This window comes from Vibrio kyushuensis (assembly GCF_050337325.1).
In the GTDB taxonomy this organism is placed as follows: domain Bacteria; phylum Pseudomonadota; class Gammaproteobacteria; order Enterobacterales; family Vibrionaceae; genus Vibrio; species Vibrio kyushuensis.
The window spans coordinates 1,313,803-1,333,773 of sequence record NZ_JAKJSV010000002.1 but is presented as its reverse complement, the minus strand read 5'-3'; the positions used below and the strand labels follow the sequence as shown (position 1 = coordinate 1,333,773).

11 protein-coding genes and 4 pseudogenes are annotated in these 19,971 nt (G+C 43.3%); 10 read left to right on the top strand and 5 right to left on the bottom strand.

What is annotated here, in order from left to right:
* Positions 1-714 precede the first annotated feature (714 nt).
* Positions 715-2,151 (top strand): ATP-binding protein, encoded by a 1,437-nt coding sequence (locus L4D20_RS05860; RefSeq protein WP_428800598.1) that lies wholly within the window; start codon positions 715-717, stop codon positions 2,149-2,151.
* A 196-nt stretch (positions 2,152-2,347) separates the two neighbouring features.
* Positions 2,348-3,172 (top strand): DUF6602 domain-containing protein, encoded by an 825-nt coding sequence (locus L4D20_RS05855; RefSeq protein WP_428800597.1) that lies wholly within the window; start codon positions 2,348-2,350, stop codon positions 3,170-3,172.
* Positions 3,173-3,232: 60 nt separating this feature from the next.
* Here the strand turns inward: L4D20_RS05855 and L4D20_RS05850 are convergent, their stop codons facing one another.
* Complete coding sequence (locus L4D20_RS05850; protein ID WP_428800596.1) at positions 3,233-3,457, bottom strand: DUF3892 domain-containing protein; 225 nt, start codon at positions 3,455-3,457, stop codon at positions 3,233-3,235.
* Between the two features lie 487 nt (positions 3,458-3,944).
* Between L4D20_RS05850 and L4D20_RS05845 the strand changes: the two genes are divergently transcribed.
* The 6 genes and pseudogenes from L4D20_RS05845 to L4D20_RS05820 all read left to right on the top strand — a co-directional run bounded on the left by L4D20_RS05845 (position 3,945) and on the right by L4D20_RS05820 (position 14,928).
* Positions 3,945-4,721 (top strand): carbon-nitrogen hydrolase family protein, encoded by a 777-nt coding sequence (locus L4D20_RS05845; protein ID WP_428800595.1) that lies wholly within the window; start codon positions 3,945-3,947, stop codon positions 4,719-4,721.
* Between the two features lie 179 nt (positions 4,722-4,900).
* Positions 4,901-5,044 (top strand): annotated as a pseudogene (locus tag L4D20_RS05840) (integrase); the annotation flags it as partial.
* Positions 5,045-5,309: 265 nt separating this feature from the next.
* On the top strand, positions 5,310-6,998 hold the full coding sequence (locus L4D20_RS05835; RefSeq protein ID WP_428800594.1) for a ShlB/FhaC/HecB family hemolysin secretion/activation protein: 1,689 nt from the start codon (positions 5,310-5,312) through the stop codon (positions 6,996-6,998).
* 10 nt (positions 6,999-7,008) lie between these two features.
* Positions 7,009-14,481, top strand: a complete 7,473-nt coding sequence (locus L4D20_RS05830) for a two-partner secretion domain-containing protein (RefSeq protein WP_428800593.1) — start codon at positions 7,009-7,011, stop codon at positions 14,479-14,481.
* Positions 14,474-14,683: a hypothetical protein gene (locus L4D20_RS05825; RefSeq protein ID WP_428800592.1), complete on the top strand. Its 210-nt coding sequence runs from the start codon at positions 14,474-14,476 to the stop codon at positions 14,681-14,683. Before L4D20_RS05830 ends, L4D20_RS05825 begins: the two co-directional genes overlap by 8 nt.
* A 74-nt stretch (positions 14,684-14,757) precedes the next feature.
* Positions 14,758-14,928: a hypothetical protein gene (locus tag L4D20_RS05820; RefSeq protein ID WP_428800591.1), complete on the top strand. Its 171-nt coding sequence runs from the start codon at positions 14,758-14,760 to the stop codon at positions 14,926-14,928.
* Between the two features lie 103 nt (positions 14,929-15,031).
* On the opposite strand, the gene L4D20_RS05815 is transcribed toward L4D20_RS05820, so the two are convergent.
* Positions 15,032-15,952: an IS5 family transposase gene (locus L4D20_RS05815; RefSeq protein ID WP_428800590.1), complete on the bottom strand. Its 921-nt coding sequence runs from the start codon at positions 15,950-15,952 to the stop codon at positions 15,032-15,034.
* Positions 15,953-16,293: 341 nt separating this feature from the next.
* Between L4D20_RS05815 and L4D20_RS05810 the strand changes: the two are divergent.
* A pseudogene (locus tag L4D20_RS05810) lies at positions 16,294-16,570 on the top strand (recombinase family protein); the annotation flags it as partial.
* Between the two features lie 352 nt (positions 16,571-16,922).
* Here the strand turns inward: L4D20_RS05810 and L4D20_RS05805 are convergent.
* Both L4D20_RS05805 and L4D20_RS05800 read right to left on the bottom strand, forming a co-directional pair.
* Positions 16,923-17,027, bottom strand: a pseudogene (locus L4D20_RS05805) (single-stranded DNA-binding protein); the annotation flags it as partial.
* A 147-nt stretch (positions 17,028-17,174) separates the two neighbouring features.
* Entirely contained in the window at positions 17,175-17,399 is a 225-nt protein-coding gene (locus tag L4D20_RS05800; RefSeq protein ID WP_428800589.1) for a hypothetical protein, read from the bottom strand.
* 267 nt (positions 17,400-17,666) lie between these two features.
* Between L4D20_RS05800 and L4D20_RS05795 the strand changes: the two are divergent.
* Positions 17,667-18,162, top strand: a pseudogene (locus L4D20_RS05795) (recombinase family protein).
* On the opposite strand, the gene L4D20_RS05790 reads toward L4D20_RS05795, so the two are convergent.
* Positions 18,141-18,485 (bottom strand): hypothetical protein, encoded by a 345-nt coding sequence (locus L4D20_RS05790; protein ID WP_428800588.1) that lies wholly within the window; start codon positions 18,483-18,485, stop codon positions 18,141-18,143. The pseudogene L4D20_RS05795 and the gene L4D20_RS05790 sit on opposite strands and share 22 nt — an antisense overlap.
* Positions 18,486-19,971: the final 1,486 nt, after the last annotated feature.

The window sequence follows — 19,971 nt, the reverse complement described above, 5'->3', positions numbered from 1 at the left end:
ATTACGCTTGTTGGATAAACTCCGGCTCGAGCTTTTTTTCTTAGTGTATCTGGTCTGTAACCAACGATTTCACTCGCGATTTTTAGTGGGAGTACACTTGATTCTTCATAATTCATAATTAGCGTCTCAGTTTTAAATAGGAACATTACTCAGCTTGAACATAGGAAGAGTTAAATGTCATATGTCATCGTAACTTCTTGCGTTAACTTGCTGATAAATATAATGCTAAGACATTTTTTTGTAGAAAATTGGAGATAAGAAACCAACAATCGCTACATGAACTTTATTTACGAAATTGATGTGATTTTATGGGTATTATAATGCGGGTGAAAAGTAGGATTGATCGATGTGAAGTCAATAATTATATGAGGTGTAAATTGTCTATCACTAGGCAAAGAACGATATGAAGGGCCCACTTTAGCTTCGATTGAAGAGCCGAGAAAGGTTACTAGCAGGTTAAACCGGTTAGTCACTGACTCATTTTTGCCCCTTTTCGCGTTAGACCTTTTACCCATTCATACGTTGTTAATATGAGTTTGCCCTACTATAAGTTATTTGTACTCATAACATTAATAACCACCAATTGAATACATAGCCTTTAATTATCAATGGTTCACTATGAATAAGATCACACTCACAAGGCCAACTCGTTGCATAGCTATATGATTGAGCATTATGATGCAAAATATCAATTTATAGTATGTGTTATTTATAATGAAAAATTATCAGGTAAACGACGTTTTTACACCTGCTTCTCCTGCAAAAGTCAACTTCATAGAACGTAAACAAATCAACACTAGAATAGTTAGAGCTCTGCAAACCAAAGGTAAACAAGTCGTAATTTATGGCCATTCCGGTTCAGGAAAGACATCTCTAATCGAGAACAAACTAAAACAAGTCTATAGTTCACATATCAAAACTAACTGCATGAAAGGTATGACATTCGAAAATGTGATGTTAGATGCTTTCGACCAACTCTGTCCATACTATCTAGATGAAACCGTTCAGATTGATAAAAACACGGTGAAGGGTGCCATTGTAGCAAATATTAAGCTAATCAAAGTTCAAATTGGTGGTAGCAAAGGCTCTTCAACTCAAGCTAAAACGAAGCGTACTTTGCCACCTCAACTTACTGGTTCGAATCTAGCTAAAATGATCGGTGAAGCTGGGCTATGTTGGGTATTAGAAGATTTTCATAAGATTCAAGATTCGGATAAAGAAAAATTGTCTCAATTGATGAAAGTTTTTATGGACCATTCTGATGTTTACCCTGACCTAAAGATCATAGCTGTTGGGGCTGTGAATACTGCTAGACAAGTTGTTCAGTATGACTCTGAAATGCGACGCCGAGTATCAGAGCTTAAAGTTCCATTGATGAATGAAAAAGAGATCCATAAAATAATAGAACAAGGCTGTGACCTCTTAAACATAACAGTTGAGCCTGACATATACGACGAAGTATGGAGTCACTCGAATGGCGTAGCCTCAATTTGCCATCAACTTTGCCAACTAATGTGTGAATCTGAAGACTTAACTGAAACTAACACCCTAGGGCGTCAAGATGACTATGTTTTAGATTATTCTCATTTAAAGTACGCACAGCGTGAGTATCTAGAGATTGAATCCGATACTATAAAACGCGCTTTCGACAACGCATTTAAGGTCAAGAACTCACAGGAAGTTCTGTACATTATGGCGAAAATGGAGAGCTATGATTCGGACATTAGCAAAATAGTTGATGCGTCTGTGCTAAACGAGTATGCACTCAAAAAACCACAACTATCTAAGGCATTAGATCAACTCTGTACAGAAGAGTTCGGTGAATTATTAAAGTTTGATGAAGACTCTCATAATTACAGCTTCTCTGATCCATTCTACAAAACTTTCGCTCAATTTCTCATCATGGAAAGTCAAGATACGAACTCATCTAAGAAGAAACTGTCTGATGTAGAACGCCAACAGTTATTGAATCAAACCTTCAATTCTTTAGTTGGTACTTACCAAGATACTCCTAGAACAACGAGTATTTCTAGTAGCGACTCTACTACTCTATCAAATGATGATTTAGACCCGTTTGAAGATGAAGACGATGACGTTCTTATCGCAGCGAAAGAGATTCGAAAACTCAAACGTCAAGAAGAGGTTGACTAATAAACTTGCCTAGTTATTAGTCAACGCTTGCGTATTTAAAGAGCCAGATTCTTATATGTCCGGCTCTTTAAATATTTGCTTATTTTTTATCTTAGTATTGCTCTACTCCCCTCTGGTATAAGTGTCGAAGCTCTTACCTTTAAACCAGATTGGATCTCTAGTAAGGCGTTAGAGCTGCTCAAGAAATAGGGAAATAATGATACTTTATCAAAACTATGCCAAAGAGATTATGAGCAAACTAGGTCGCTTAAATGAACTAGTGAAACATGCTCCGTCAATTGGAACATATCATGAAAACTTGATAGCTAACTATCTGTCCAACTTTCTTTCTAAGCGCTACTCGGTTAAAACTGGCTTTGTCTACAATCCTAAAACGCAGGAGGTTAGTCCACAAATAGATATTCTAATTATTGATGAAAATATACCGTCAGCTTACCTGTTCCAAGATGGGGATTTTGCTGTAGTTGTGCCGAACGCTGTCGTGAGCGCTATCGAAGTCAAAACGGTACTGAACAAATCTTCATTTGATGACATCGTTAAGAAATCAATCCAGTACCGCAAATCAAACCCTCATGGTTTTAACTTATTCGCACTGTGTTTTCGCAGTAGTACTAAAAATCTAGATACTCTTGCAGCGTGGTGTAAATCCCAAGAAATGGATGACCATTTTTTAAACTACCCCCATAAAATAATGGCACTTGATAGTTTCATCCTTGATTTGATGCTTGAGCCTGTTGCAAAGCCATTTGGACTGTATGTTACAACGTGCAATGACGATGTGGAATGTAAGGAAGAAGCAATATTAACTCAATTCCTATTTTGCATTATGAAGCAGTGTGAGCTCAAAGCAGGCATACATACTGCTGAAACGATCAATACTATATTCGCCGGGGATTTTGATAAACTTTATTTCTTACAACATCAAGCCTTTAAGTTTGGTATCGGGAACGTACCGATGCAGGAACTTAATCAAGTAAATGGTGAAAATATTTTTAGAAGAGCTGAGGTTCCACAGCTCTAACAAGGCGTTAATATAGCTAAGAGAGAAAACGAAATTTCAAGTCTTAGCTTGATGGCTTAGCTATTTAGCCATTTCGTCTAGGTTATTGCCTTTTTTTCTGTCAGGGTTAGTTCTGAGGTGGGGCTTTTTGTCTTTAGCATGTACAGTGTGAGCATTTTCGATTTGCCCACGCTCTGCCATTCTCATTGCTGTATCTAACGAGGTGAAACCAGAATTGCCGTCAAATCGTACTTGTGTGATATTGCCTTTACTGTCTTGCTTAGCGTCGATAATTTTCTTAGTCATGATGTATCCTTCAGTTTATATGTAGGTTTACATCCTTGATTGATTATAACTTCCTGTAGAGGTTACATTTTAATCGATCTAACTCATTGAAGCAAACGATTACATTTGGGCCGCGACATAAACAAGCGTTTAAGGTTTCAAGATACTTTTCTTAATCTGATATAAGCGGCTTGGCGGAATACGCCTAAATCGTTTATGTCCAGAGGTGTGCTGACGGGGCATGAAACACGAAAATGCCCCAAAACCACTTAGAGTAAATACTCATTCGCATAGTGTTAATGTGAGTGTCCACTACAACAAGTAATGCAAGCTCTGCTCAACTAGGAATTATGCACGTTTGATGCAGCCTAGTATCCTAGCTTCGTTGATAAGCTATTGATTGTTAATTGAGCCAGTAACTGAAAGATGACATTATATGAGAGTTACAGGCGGCTATTCGCCGTCTAATTAGCATTATATGCCAATGTCGAAAATAGGAGATTAGTCGATGAAGTTTGCATTATTTCAGTTTCCAATTAGCCAAGATCCGACGTGTAATTACAAAGCGATAAAGGAAGCTATTTATGAGGCTGCAAATAATGATGCTCAGGTTTTGGTCACTCAAGAGTGTGCTTTGTCTGGCTATCCACCTGTGGAAATTGACTCTGTTTCCGATATCGATTTTGCGCAACAAGATAGTGTTTTCAATGAAATCATTGAACTTGTAAAGGAAAAGCAAATTTACCTACTTCTTGGCCTTATTCGTAAGAGAGCGATGAAAGCTGCGAACTCCATCGCTGTCATTGCACCAACAGGTGAGGTGCAGTTTTATGATAAAAGGGCGTTGTGGGGATGGGACGCTGATAACTTCACTGTAGATAGTGATTTTAATGGGATTGTTGATATTCAGGGGGTTAGGATAGGTATTCGAATTTGTTTTGAAATTCGATTTCCTGAATATTTTCGAGAGCTGTATAAGGAAAAGGTTGATGTTGTTATCGTAAGTTTATGCGACATTCAATGCGAAGCAGATGACAACCGACGTTCAATTATTAAGTCTCATCTAGTCTCTCGTGCTATTGAAAATGTGGTTACGTTGATCTCTGTAAACTCATCGACCTTAGAGCAAACAGCCCCAACTGCTGTAGTTGACCAACACGGTAAATTCATTGTTCAAGCTGATCGAAACAGTAAGTCGATAACTTACTATGACTATGAAAAACCAGAGGAAGGCTTTGGTGCTCAAGGGCTTAGGAAATATTCAAATGAGTTGCTAGGCATATAACAATTGGTTGTTAACTATACAAATGACTGTGCCACGTCTTTGCCCCAAAATCATTCAGCCATAAAATCAGTGGTGTTCTTTCTTTGTCATTTAGACCAACTTAATCTAATAGCAACATCTTTACTCTCTTTGCATAACTATTCTGAACCATTCAATTCTCGATAGCCCAGCCACCGCATCGAACCAAAACCACACTCATTTACGCTAAAACGAAGAACATTCGCGCTGTCCAGTTATTGCTTGGGCATGCGAAGCTTGATAATACGGTTCGGTATTTGGGTATCGAAATGGATGATGCACTCAAGCTGTCGGAAAACATTGATGCATGGTTGGAAAAAGCAGTGGGCTTGTTTCGGTGGTTAATCGGTAGGATAAGAGAATATTCCTTCCAAAATCAAATGTAATTGATTGATTTATCACCAGGCAAAAGTGCGACGTCGCCATTGTATTGACAATAATGAAAGCCTTTCCCTATTAGTTTATATGTAATTATTTGCAAATTATATTTATGTATTTATCGTATGTATCTTATCAATGAGATTAATTACATCATCATTGCGAAATAGCGTTAGGTGAATAGGTGCAGTCATGATTAACCAAAGGCGAAAGGACATCAGCCTTATAGTGTCACTTTTCTTGATGGGGTCAGTACCTTCTTCTATGGTATTGAGCCAGACTCTGCCTCTCGTATCTCCCGCGACACGTACTCAAATTGAGCAAGAGCAAGCGCTGCGATTAGAGCAAATTGAACAAGCCAAACAATCGGTTGAGCAAATAGAGCGTGTTGCGCCTTTGCCTGAGTTACCTATCGAGGAAGGTGAGAGGTGCTTTGACGTTGTTCAGATTGTCTTTAGCGGGAATACCGTGTTTGTTGATGCTTCGCTGTTAGAAAGTATTGAGTTTTCCCCTGGCTGCCTTGGCTTGTCTGAGATTAATGAGTATCTACGGCGGATCACCAACCTTTATGTAGAATCCGGTTACGTCACCTCTCGCGCCTTCTTAGTACCGCAAGATTTGTCGTTAGGGCAGCTTGAAATCGTGATTATGGAAGGAAAACTGGAAGGGGTATTGCTCAATGGGGTTTCAGAGCCTTTTCTTGAACATGCTTTTCCGAATCTGGTTGGGAAAGCTCTTAATCTTAGAGACATTGAACAAGGTCTCGACCAAATAAATAGACTCAGCCGCTATAATTCGCAGATAAAGCTCTTACCCAGTCAGCGGCAAGGTTATAGCGTTGTCGATATCCAAACAGGTGAGGGCTCTGCCGGCTCTTTCGGGCTCGGTTTTGGTAATGGTGGACAACCTTCCACCGGTGAAGAGCTGATTTCAATGAATGCATCAGCCGGCAATGTGTTTGGGATGCTAGACTCTTGGTCTTTGTCGGGCAGTACCTCGGCAGAGTTTGTTGATAGCCGAGGCTCTGAAAGTCTGTACTTGAGTGTTGATGTGCCCTATGGGTACTGGAATGTTAATTTTCGTACCTCTTACAGTACTTACAAAAGTACCTTCACCAGTAACGATTTCACCTTTGATTCATCAGGCAAAAATAACAGTCATTTTTTAGATATTAAGTGGCTTGCGCATCGTAATGCCATCGGCAAAACCAGCCTTGATTTGGGGATCACTCATCGACGAGAGCGAAATTACCTATTGGGCAGTTTGCTTGACAGTGGCTCTCGTAACCTTTCCTCCCTCGGGTTGACGCTAAATCACAGTCGTCGTCTGGGTCAGGGGTACTGGACATTCTCTCCGAGCTTTGCACTCGGGAGTGACTGGTTTGGCGGGGAATCCGATGATGGGAAGCGCCACGCGGACCCCAAAGCTCAGTTTTACAAAGGTACGCTCACCACCAGTTACACCTACTCAATTCTCCCGTCGCTGACCTACACCACGACACTGTTTGGACAGTGGACGAATCACACGCTCTATGGCAGTGAACGATTGAGCATTGGCGGAGAGTATTCGATTCGCGGCTTTAAAAATGTCGCGCTCTCTGGCGATGAAGGGTACTACTGGCGAAACGAGTTAAATTACCCACTGGCCACCCTCCCTTTTATTGGGCACGTTTCAACACAACTCGCGCTTGATACTGGCACCATCGCCAAAGATGGGGATGACTTGTATGAGCGAGGCACGTTAACAGGCACCAGTTTGGCCGTACGTACGCAACATCAATACGGATCCAGCAGCGTAACAGTGGGACTTCCACTCTCGTCACCCAGTCGATTAAACGCGGATGATTACGTCATTTATTACCAACTCAATGTGAAAATATAGTGAGGCCATCATGACCCAATCTAATAAAAGAGCATCATTAGATAAGCCTGTTAAATCCTGGCAGCGTCATCTCACGTACTTGGTGTGTACATTGATTAATGTTCAGCCCGTGCTGGCCAATGTCGTCGTCAGTGGCGGAAACACGCATACTATCACGGCGGGTAATGGTGTTGAAGTGGTGAACATTGCTACGCCAAATGGTAAAGGCTTATCACACAATAAGTATCAACAATTCAACGTGGATAAAAACGGGCTGATACTCAACAACTCGGCCGAGCAATTAGCCAAATCGCAACTGGGCGGTTATCTACAAAACAACCCCAACCTTAACAATGGCGCAGCCAGTGTCATTCTCAATGAAGTGACCGGCACAAGCCGAAGTCAACTCAACGGGTATACCGAGGTATTTGGCAGCGCTGCCCCTGTGATATTAACCAACCCTTATGGCATTACCTGTAATGGTTGTGGTTTTATTAATACGCCAAGAGTCACGCTCTCAACCGGCACGCCAAACATAATAAATGGCGAGCTAGAGGGTTTTGATGTGAGCCAGGGTAGCGTCACCATTGAAGGGTTGGGTTTAGATGGGACCAATCAAACCTACTTCGATATCATCAGTCGAACGGCGAAAATCAATGCGGATATTCATGCTAATGCGCTGACAATAGTGACGGGCAATAACGAAGTGGCCTATCAAAGTAATGAAGTCACCAAAACAAATACAGCTAAAACCCCGGCATCTGACATGGCAATTGATTCCTCGCTGCTTGGCGGTATGTACGCGGGCCGAATTGCACTGGTAGCGACCGAAAATGGCGTTGGCGTGAATGTCGGCCGTCTTGCTGCTTCACAAGGTGATATCACCATCAGTGCGGATGGAAAGATAGTCTTGGGTGATGCGAGCGCGACCCAAGATATTGCACTGGCCTCAAACCAAGATATCGAAATACAAGGGACTCTCAGTGCCGAGCGACATCTGGATGTACAAGCCGATAATACGTCCGTTCTGTCTGAGATTGTCGTCGGTGAGGACGTCACAATGCGCAGTGATACGTTAGTGCTCAGCGGTGCCAGCATTGAAGCAAAAGCACTCAACGCGGTCATCGATAACGTTAGCCTTGATGATGCTAGCCTTATCAGTACCGAAGCATTGAACCTGGGCCATCTGACAACCTTAACTAATGACGGGGACATCAGCGCGTCACAATCGGCCTTTTTGTCGGGTGACGGTATAAGCCTAACTGGGCAAGGTAAACTTCAAACCGCGCAACTAGAGATGAGCGCCAGCTCTGTCTCAATAGACACTGCCTTGTTGAGCACTCAGGCGACGTTGGATATCGACAATACGCTCACGATAAGCAATGAAGGCTCGTTGTCCTCAACAAAAGACGTGCAGCTCAATGCGAAGACCCTCGTGTTAGAAGGGCAGATTCAGTCTGGGCAATCGGTCACGGCGACCGTACAAGAAGGCATGACTGTGACAGGCAGCTTGCTTGCTACTGATATTACTATTGAGTCGCAAGCGCTCACTCAAAAAGGCGACCTAGCCGCCACGAATAACCTTTCTATTACAACGGGTGAAGTGGCGCTTGAGGCTCAGGCCAGCGCTGGCAACAACCTCAACATTCAGGCTACCGATGTCACCTTATCCGACACCTTAAAAGCGGGCTCAGAGCTGACGATTGGTGCTGATAACACATTGACGCAAACTGGCCAAGGCAGTGTGCTAGCCGGAAAGGCAATTCACCTAAACGCGAAGTCTATTAACCTATCTGGAGAGAGTCACAGCAATGGAAGCACGAGTGTTAACGCTCAGGACATCACATTAGATGGGACACATCAAGCGCAAGGTGATGTCACCGTCAGCAGCAAGACTTTAACGCAAGAAGGACAGCTTGCGGCCGGTGGTGAGCTCACACTCACTCAAACCGACAGGGCAACGCTGTCAGGAGAGGTAGCTTCGGGTGATGCGTTGACCATTAACACCAAAACACTGCATCAAAGCGGCGAGCTCACCAGCGGCGCTGACCTCTCTTTGACCGCGACCGACACAACCCTAGAAGGCAACACATCGGTTGGGGGCACTCTCACTATCGAGACGTCCACTTTAGCTGTGACGGGTCAAGTGTTGGCGGCTGGTGATACCACACTCACGGCCGATAATCTCACGTTAAGCGGGGAATTAAAAACCGCAAAGTCACTCTCCATAAATACAAGCGACTCACTCACCACAGCAGCAGGCAGCAAACTCGAAGCGGAGCAAGCGTTAACACTGGAGGCTGCGACATTAAATCATCAAGGCGCCATGCTTAGTGGGAATGATACGGTCATCACCAGTAATAACATCATTCATAAGGGGCAAATTCAATCGGGTCAATCCACCTCCATTGACACGCAAACCATGACCCAGCAAGGGTCAATCGAAGCGAATCAAAACCTAACCCTGGTGGTGAATAGCGCACTGAGCAACCAAGGGGACTTACTGGCGGGTAACGATATGTCTTTGTCTGCTCATTCTCTGGTGAACACCGCAGACATTAACGCGGGGAACCAAACCACCCTAACAACAACCCAAGGGCTCACCAATCAATCCAGTGGCGTGATTTCAGGATTGAATACAGACATTAATGCAAGCAGCGTATCGAATGCAGGCACCCTTCAGGCACTAGAAAGCTTAAACCTAACCGCGAGCTCGTTAAGTAACTCTGGGGCGTTAATCGCACTGACTAATCTCACCACACAGCTTTCAGGCACCCTGACCAATAACGGACTAATTTACGCAGGCAATAACGCGAACTTGTACAATAACCGCCTCAATAACTACAGTGATATCTTGGTGGGCAATGACCTGACCATTGCAACTAATGCGAGCCTGCAAAAAAGTACCAGCCTTCTTAATAGCTCTGCAACTATTGAGTCACTGGGTGGGGATATCAGTATTTATACAGGAGCGTTAACGAACAAAAGAACAGAGCTTGTCATCGACTATGCATCCAGCAAAGATGAGTCGAGTAAATATGGCACAGTGTTGCACGGTGCAGGGACTCAATATGCACCAGAGTATGACATTAGGGAAGAGCACCTTTCAAACTCGAGTGACAATAACAATCGCAGGGTTTATCACTACACATTATTGACAGACAGTGCTCTATCTATTCCGGTCATCATTGAAAAACAAGTCTTAAAAAAGGCGACGAGTGCTTCTCGAATTATTGCTAATGACGCAATCAGTATTCAAGCGACGACACTAAAAAACAATGCGAGCCAAATCGCCGGGAAAAACGTTCAGATTTTGGCCAGTTCACTTGAAAATACGGGTTATCAGTTTGATGAATACACGACCTATTATGAGTATGAGTTACCGGATAGAGTATATAGGCATAATACTAAGGGCTATAGGGGAGTTGATTACAACCTCGTTGATACTCGCCGCGTCAAAACAGGCTCAAGCAGTGCGCTTAATTCCTCGATTACAGCGACCAATCGTGTCACGCTTAATGTGGCCAATCAGGTCAATAACTCGACTATTCAATCCAACGCTTCAAAGGTGACAGCTTCAGGGAGTAATAAAAACACCAAATCAACGGGCAGCGCAAATGTTGCTGGCCCAGCAGGCGTGATTGTTACAGGCGTCGATAGCATCGATAACGTTTCTATCTCTTTTCCTGCGATTAACAGCATTCCTTTTCCAGAATTTCGCCTGCCTAGTAGCCCTAATGGTCTGTTTATCTTCAGTGATGGACCGAGCAGTGGTTACCTTATTGAAACCAATCCAGCCTTAACCAATTTGGGTAACTTCTTAGGCTCGGACTATTTCCAAGACAGCGTTGGGTTTTCGCCAGAGCAAGACATCACCTTTTTAGGGGATGCGTTTTACGACACGCGCACCATCACCCAAGCGATTTTTGAGCAGACGGGGCAACGTTATCTCAATCAATCGGTGGGGAATGACTTCACTCAAATGAAGCAGTTGATTGATGCGGCGGCGGGCCAAAAACAAGCACTGGATTTAGACGTGGGCATCGCCTTGTCCGCTGAGCAAGTAGCGAGTCTCACGCAAGATATGGTGTGGTATGAAACCATTGAAGTGAACGGACAAGAAGTGCTCGCCCCTAAACTCTACCTAGCGCAAGTGAGTGAGCGAGACTTTACAGGCGGGGCCGTCATTGCCGGTGGAGGCTTAGAGATTAACGCTGGCGATATTAACAACAGCGGAACATTGAGCTCAGACTCATCACTCACGCTAAAAAGTGACGGCACCTTATTGAATGACACAGGAACTATTGCAGCAGGCGGCGATTTAATTGTTCAAGCTGACGGTGACATCATCAACCGAAGTGGGCAGATAAGCGGTGAGAATGTCGCGCTAGTGAGTCAATCTGGTAGTGTGATTAATGAAACTCTGACAGACCAACTTAACGTTGACAAAGATGGCAATATCAAAGATGCCGATGCTGCCGGGATTGAATACACCGACACCTATATAGGGCAAACAGCAGGCATTAAAGCAAGCAATGAGCTCGTCATACAGGCAGGTGACTCCATTACTAATATCGGAGGTGAATTATCCTCAGGAAGCACCTTAACCCTCATCGCCAGCAACGACATCAATCTCAGCAGTGTGGAAGACAAAGACTACCTGACTTATAAACAGAACGGCGCGACAACGGAAAAGTCGACCGTTGGCTATCAAGACTCCAATATTGCCTCAGGGGGCTCACTCAACATAATTACTGGCGGTGATTTAACCGCTACAGGTGGCCAGATAAAAGCAGCCGATAACGCAGCGCTCGACATCGCGGGTGATTTAACCTTCTTAACCAATGAAACTTTGCAGCATGATAGCTACGACGCGGCAAGATTAAAAACCATTCGAACCACCACAGGTCAAGAGGGCGTGACGCTCAGCGCAGGTAACAATCTGACCGTGTCAACCGGCGGTGACGCAACGCTTGTGGCGGCCAATGTTAACGCGGCGAATGACTTGACCTTTGATGTGGAGGGGCAGTTAGCCGCTATCGCCGCAACAGAAACCGCTTATTCGAGAGATTTCATTGAAACCAGCAGTGTTTGGGGAGACTCATCCAGTGATACAGAAATTCAAACCAATACCGTTAAAGGCACGGCGTTTAAAGCCGGTGGCTCGATAAACCTCACTAGCCAAGGAGACCAAATACACCAAGCCTCCGATATTGCCGCCAGTGGTGATGTCACTCTGGAATCCACACAAGGCAGCCTAGCTTTGGTTGCCGCTGAAGAAAGTCGCTCTTATCGCCATGAGACGGTCGACAGTGGTTTTATGGTGACCATGGCAGGCGAAGGGGAAACCTCAAGCACGCAGAAAATCACCCGCATAAAAAGTGGGGGTAAAGTCTCGTTAGCGGGTGCGCTTGGTATTCAGGTGGATTACGTTTCAACAGACGGTCAACTTGCAAGAGCGTTAAATGAATTGCCTGCGGGTGAAGAATACGCGTGGATGGCAGCGTTAAAAGGCAACCCTAATGTAGATTGGAATCAGGTCAACGAGGCGTTTGATAGTTGGGATTATGAAGAGTCGAATTTAGGGGGTCCTGCAGCGGCGATTATAGCCATCGCGTTAACCGTGGTGACCGCTGGTGCGGCTGCAGGTGCTGGAGCAGCAATAGCAGGCTCAGTTGGCGCTGCCGGAACCGCAGCGGGCTCAACTGTAGCTGCTATGGGCGCAGCCGCCACCTCGACACTGATAACTCAAACCTCTTTGTCATTGATTAATAATGGGGGCGACTTAGGGGCAACACTTGAAGACCTCGGTAGCTCAGATAAAGTAAAGCTGCTTGCGACGGCCATGCTCACGGCAGGCGCATTAGCTGGGTTTGATGCGGCAATTGGCGTGACCGATGGTACCATCAATGTTGATACGGGTTTGCCTAATTACTCCAGTGTCGATGCCACTAAGCTAGCGTCAGGGAACCCCAACATTAGTACGCCGTGGCAGAGCTTAAGTCCTGACGCTATTTTACAGCAAGTTGGGCGCTCAGGTATTCAGGCCGGTGTAGACAGCGCGATTAATGGCACTGACTTCTCTGATGGGTTTGTGAATAGCCTACGTGGCGGTCTGGCCAATAACGTTGGCGCGATTGCTGCCAATCAAATTGGAGATTGGGGTGTCACTCATGGGTTAGCCGAAGGCGGTTTCACTAAGTCGCTGCTTCATGGTGTCAGTCAAGGCGCTGTCGCCGAGCTTGCCGGAGGTGAATTCATAGCAGGTGCCGCCGCGGGTGTGGCCACCGAGCTTGCAGGAAGCACGCTAGGAAACTCAGGCCTTGAAGAAAAAACACAAGTTGATGTGGCAGGGTTAATAGGCGCTGCTGCGGGCGTTGCAGCAACGGGCGATGCTGAAGGTGCGTACACAGGACAAAATGCTGGGGGGATTGTTCATCGGTTTAATCACTTAAATCATGATGAGGCCCAAGAGCTAATGGAAGCCGAACGCCAATGTCAAAATGGTAACGAAGCTTGTGATCGTGCCAGTGAGTTAAAACAACTAGACAGCAAAAGAGACGTAGAGTTACTCACTGCGTGTAATGGTGGAAATTCAGCACTATGTAATAATCTAACCCTGTTAGCAAAAGATAATCGTCAGTCCTATGTGGATGCGACATTAGACTTGCTAAAGGATTCCGACATTCTAACGTATCAAATGCCGAATGATTTACAGGAACATTTCTATAAGGCCGATAAAATATCGAATGATCCTACTGGGCAACAAGCTGAGACTGTTAACGCCGTTATAAGTGGAATGATTGACTTTATGCCAGGTGTGGGGGATGCAAAAGGCTTCTATGAAGCAAATACAGGTTTTGAGTATCTGCTTGCGACTGTAGGTCTTGTTCCGGCTTTAGGTGATTTAGTTAAACAAGCAGGAAAAGCATTTGATGCTGGGGATGTGGGGCTCGCCCAAGATTTGTTAGCTCAAGCACAAAAGGGACTAAAAGATGAGCCGAAATTATTAGAATATAAACCGGAAATCAATAATGCAGGCCCTAGTGGAGCTAATCCTGATACTATCGCAAACTCACCAAACGGGCCTCCGAGTCATAGTGAATCAAAGACAGATTTTTATGTGAGACCTGATGGTGATGTTATTCCAGGCTCTGGATATAGAATCACTGGTGGTAATGCTAATATAGACGAGTTAAATACCGGAACGATTGCATCAAGAGAACCCACTTATATAACCTTTGATGATGTGACTCAATTAACTCCTAATCAAGCTCAGGATTTGCTTCAGACGCCACATGCACCTACTCATGTTGTAGAGTTTGATACTATACAGCTTCTAGATGACCTTCGTATTCCTGATGGAAAATGGAATACGAATAGTGTGCCTGAACCAATTACAGAAACTTTTCCGGATTGGGGAAAAGGTGGTGGTACTCAAGCAATTACCGACAGACCAATACAGGTTAGTCCAGAAAATATAACGGAGCTACGTAGTGACTAATTTTCCAGCTCAGAAATGCATAGAAAATATCCGTGCATATCTACGAAATCAGCACCCTGATAAAGTTAAAGAGTTTGAAGGCTTTATTGAAAAATATCAGTTAAAGGAATTGTATTTTTGGCTAGGTGAACATATATCATCAATTGATGACTCTGAAGAGTTTCATAAGTTAATGAAAGATTATTTTTTTAGCATTCACTGATGGTTCTAGCTAGATGAATTGACGTCCATAGAGCAATAATAAGCCTGAGCAAGCCGTTTTCTAAAGAGGTTAAAGTGAATAATGTAACCAGAAAAATAGAAATATTGGATTGTTTAGCTGGAATGATGATGAAGAGTACTCCAACGGAGTACTCTTCTATTCATTGTCGTTTCGAGGTTGACAATATGGATGAATCTGTAGACGAACACTTCTGGTTCATTAGCAATGGAACCAAAATAAATTAATAAATGATCCTGATTGGGCAATACCTGATCTGATCTTAGAGCTACATAAGGCTTTGTTTCCTTACTCGGTTTTAGTTAAAAACGCGCCTAAAATGACTAGTTGTTAGGCTATTACTACTGTTTTAGGCATACCTAACCCTGTCAGCTTATTTAACGCTTTTATCATGGCGTAAGTCTCACCAACCTGCGCATTGTAACTTCTTAAACTTAATGTACCGCTGAGCAGTTTCTTCACACGGAATATCGCCGTCTCTGAGAGCGAACGTTTATGGTAGCCGTACTTCTTTTTCCAATGCTTATTTGAACCATATAGTTTCTGACAGCCGACCGCTAGATTGCGGGGATGACCTTGCTCCCAGAAGGCTGCGCCTTCCCTCGGAGGAATAAGCGGAACAGCATTTTTGACACGAATAGCTTCGTAGCACAACCTTGTGTCGTAAGCACCATCGCCAGATATCTCATTGATTCTTCGGCGAGTCTGTTTGAGTAAGTTTGGAAGTGCTTCTCCGTCGCTTACATTCGATAAACTTAATTCAGCGGCAATGATTTCATGCGTGTTTGTATCGACCGCTAAATGTAGCTTTCTCCAGACTCGACGCTTCCCATTAGTGCCATGCTTTTTGACTTTCCATTCGCCTTCGCCGTAGACCTTCAGACCAGTCGCATCAATGGCTAAATGCTGGATAGCTCCTTTAGTTTTTGGCTTGAACGCGACGTTGATCGTTTTGGCTCGCTTGCTAATGCATGAATAATGAGGGCATGACAATGGCAGTTGAGCAAGCTTGAAAACAGAATTGATGAATCCTTGCAGGCCTCTCAACGGCATTGAAAATACCTGTTTGACCATAAGAGCCGTCGTAATGGCTAAGTCACTAAACAAACGAGGTCTTCCACGGTTACCTTGCTTGACCTGTTTCCAGTGTTGGATTGTCTCTTCATCAATCCAAAACGTCAATGAACCACGATTGATTAAAGCTTGGTTATATTGCTTCCAGTTAGTTGTTTTGTAGCGAGGCTTGGCCATTGATCTAAGTATTTGAGTGAACTTAGCTGATCAGATCGTCGGTTAATGAGTTAGTTCCCTGATTTAGGAAACAAAGCCGGGTAGGTAGTTAGAGCGCTAAGGCACTGCAATCCTCGATGTATGCATGGGTATTATGATAGGTCTTTCTAACCTACAGATGCGTTAGTTAGAAAGGCCTGTGCCAATAACTCACCAATAGATTCCCTCCAAAATGACGGTAACCTTTAATCTCCAGTGAAGAGCAGTGCTGGTAGGCGGTTAAGGGTTACTGTGTAACGTTGAATACAGTATGCATCCAATGTGCTGAAGTCAGTTCTATTGCTCGTTCAATTCCTTAAGCTCTAGAAGTGCCTATCGAAAAAGGCATCAACGTTTATATCTCAAAAAACATGCATATCGATGGTCCAATACAAGCTCGTATAACAGTAACCGTTCTGGGCTGAGTAGAAGAAATAGAACGCGAGTTTATATCAATGAAAACGAAAGAAGCATTAGTTGATCGAAAGAAAAATGGCGTCGCTCTAGGTTGGTCAAAAGCAGGCTACCACACTTAAGATCGATGTAGAATGTGATCAGATTGAAAAGTATCTAGCGATGGGGTTTGGGATCAGGCCCACTTAAAAACTGATCGATGAGCTTGCGAGTACATTGGGGAGTTTTTAATAAAGGAAGAATCAAAGTTTAGAAAGAGATAATGGAAAGTTATTATTTAAATTCATTAGCGCGGAGGTTGCCGTCCCAACTTACGAAGAGTATGCAGTATCTTCCACCAAACAGACATTGTTGCATATTGAACGATGCTTCGGTTCTGTTGTTCAATTTGCTTATTCACGCTAGCACGGGTAAGAAATAGCCATTTTTTTTCTATCTGGCTTAAATAAAGAATCATTGATTCAGATAATTTTGAAGTTCCTGAAATGTTCTTTCCGTAATAAAAATTAGGGTAATAGCAATAGTCATAGGGTTCTATTACTGTTATAGAGGCGCAATTCATCGCTGAAGCTGTATAACGTACTTCAGGATCTTGACCTAGGTTACCCATTATTATTACTTTGTTTACTCCGCGTGATGCCATCGTATCTAACTACTGTCTGTCTCCATCCATCTTCACCGAACTGCTAGGTGAAGTTAAACATTTAAGGAGAACTAATGGTTCATCCTCTTAGATTGATTTCTGTTAATTGTTGATTGATATAAAATGTAAGCTAATCAAATACATCTCCTAGAGCAATGTTGAGTTTGACATCCATTCCCAATACATAATTACCTGCTCAGAGTAGTTCAATAGCAATAGCAAGGTCGAAGTGAGAAAGGTTTGAATTCGAGCTAGAAGTAGAATGTACCTCAGCGCTTTTGATTGTTTGTCGTCTAGTGCACCGTCCTTTAGTAAATCTTTCAAAATAGTCACATGTTGAATGTGTTTAAACAGTTTGGTTAGTCTTCTCATTATGTAATTCTCCAATAATGAGGACTTAGCCAAAAGATCAATCGCCATGGATGGATTGGCAAGAATAGAATAACACTACTAACTCATTAACCATTCTGGTTTTAAGTTTTTTGGGTTACTCCTCACAAAGTCTAACGATGTTCACAAAGGTGTAGCTATCTGGACACCCATCTAGTGTTGGCTTGAATGTACTTTTAGTCGTAATTGGCAATTCTGAACATGTGCACTGGTATAGTAGTAACTTAGTGTTCATAAATGGGGGCTTCTATGATTATTGGTTATGCTCGAGTCAGCACTAACGATCAAACACTAGGTTTTCAAGTTCAGCAGCAAATCAGCAGATCGTGAGGAGCTATCAAAGTTGATAGAATTTTCACGCTCCGGAGATATTGTTCATGTCACCAAAGTTGACCGTATTACACGTAACACCATTGATGCACTTCAAATCGCCGACAAGCTCAATGAAAAAGGAGCAGGACTGGTTTTTCATGATCTTGGTGAGCTGGATAATAACAGCGATGTTGGACGTGTTATCTATACTACTATTTCAGCTTTCGCTGAGATGGAAAGAAAACGCATTTTGCAGCGTTGTAACGAGGGTAGGGAGCGCGCTAAAGCCGAAGGGAGGCACCTTGGCCGATTTCCTGATAAGAGGCTTCACCAACGTATTAATGAACTTGCCGAACAAGGTATGAACAAACATGCGATCAGTAAAGAGCTAGGATGCAGTCGCACGACGGTTTATAGAGTTTTAAATTCGTAAACCATCAAACCTTCCCTTCTTCGGTAACATATAGCGCAGTGAATTCGCAATAAACGATTAACAAATCCTGTCTTAGAAGTGTTCATGCCAACTTCTAAATGTAGGCGTTCATAATGACGATAGATTTTTAATCGTATGCTGTCGTCACAGCGCAATTGCTGGTCAAAAAACAAGATTTCTAACCTATCTCTCTCTTCTGGCTCTAATAGTACAGCGTGATAAAGTGCGTCACGTAATTCATGTCGCAGAGATTTTAAGTCAGTGGCACTGAAGTCAGATTTGTTGAATCGTACATTATGAATATCAATAACATCACATTTCATACTCCTAACCTCACTACTGGCGTTTCATCATTCGATGGATTTTACCAAAGCCATCATCGACGGCCTCGGCGGGATTGCTTTCTGAACTGCGATACATAACTGCTCCTAGTGCGTAACATTGAATTGAGTGAATAAGCACTGATTATGCAAAACTTGAGACTTTAAAGTGGCAGATAAGCGGACAGTTTTCGCTCATTAAACACTATAGGGGGAGAGGATAGGGTGTAAACAGGGATTGAATAGAGAGTTAAAATGGAATGAATAGTGTGTAAACAGGGAGAGGAGTTTAAGTGGCCTTAGTCAGTTGACCTGATAAGGGAGTGCATAGCGAGTGAGCAAGGAGTGAGAAGGGAGTAGATGGAGAGTGAAAAGGGTTGAAACAAGGAACTAAGGTGGTTATGGATATTATGTTGAGGTTATTAAAGCTCGAAATTATGCATTAAGTTATTGAATTGAAATAATAAACACTTAATCTGGTATGGAAAATGAATAAACAGTGCATAAAATAGGGTCGTCGGAGGGTTTTTGAAAAACGTGGAAACAACAAAGAGTTACAGGGCGGTCTTTAAGTGGGTAAGGCGTTGAGTCGACTGTTATAGGAATCCGTCAATCCATGTTATGAGCTCTAAATAAATAGGAAAAAAGTCATGCTCTTAGAAAACAAGACGTTATATGAGTTTATGAGTGGTGTTGAAGAGTATGAATGAGTTGTTATAGGAATCCGTCAATCCAAATTTGTGAGCTCTTAAAAATTGAGAAGAAAGTCATGTTCTGAGAAAACAAGATGTTATATGCATTTGTGTATGATTTTGAAGAGCATGAATAGGTTGTTATAGGGATCCGCCAATACAATCTAGAAGCTCTAAAAATATATGTAAAAAGTCATGTTCTGATAAAACAATACGTTATATGCATTTGTGTATGATGTTGAGAAGCATGAATGAGATGTTATAGGTATTGGGCAACGAAAATACCCCAAAAAAACCGAAAAAATCTACAAGTGGAATCCACCTACGACTGAGATGGGTACGGATTAGCTATAGTACCCACCAACGAAAGCAACATTTCCCATGGTCTCTCGGCCTTGAGAGCAAAGTGCATAAAACCACCAATCTGAAACAATCACCGAAAGAGAGTGTGCCTGGCCTTGCGGTCCTTGAGCCTGTGACGGGTTACGCCAATGGAAAGATAAAATCACCAGCAACGAGATCGAGGCGTCACACTTGGTCAGGGCGAGCTTGAGCCGAGACGAAGTGAACTTAAATCGACAAGAAATGGAATCGAGCGTCAGTCGCAGAGTTTGCGGCAAGGCGCACGCCACTGTTCGGTGGCCGGTGATGAAGTGGGCGAATCATGGTCACAATGGTTTCTATTTATTCTCCTGCTAGCACTCGCTAATAGCCCGCTTTTTGTGCCTCTGCGTGCCTGTGGACGGGCTTGAAACACAATTTGAACCCATGATTGCCGATGGCGAGCGCCACTGCCT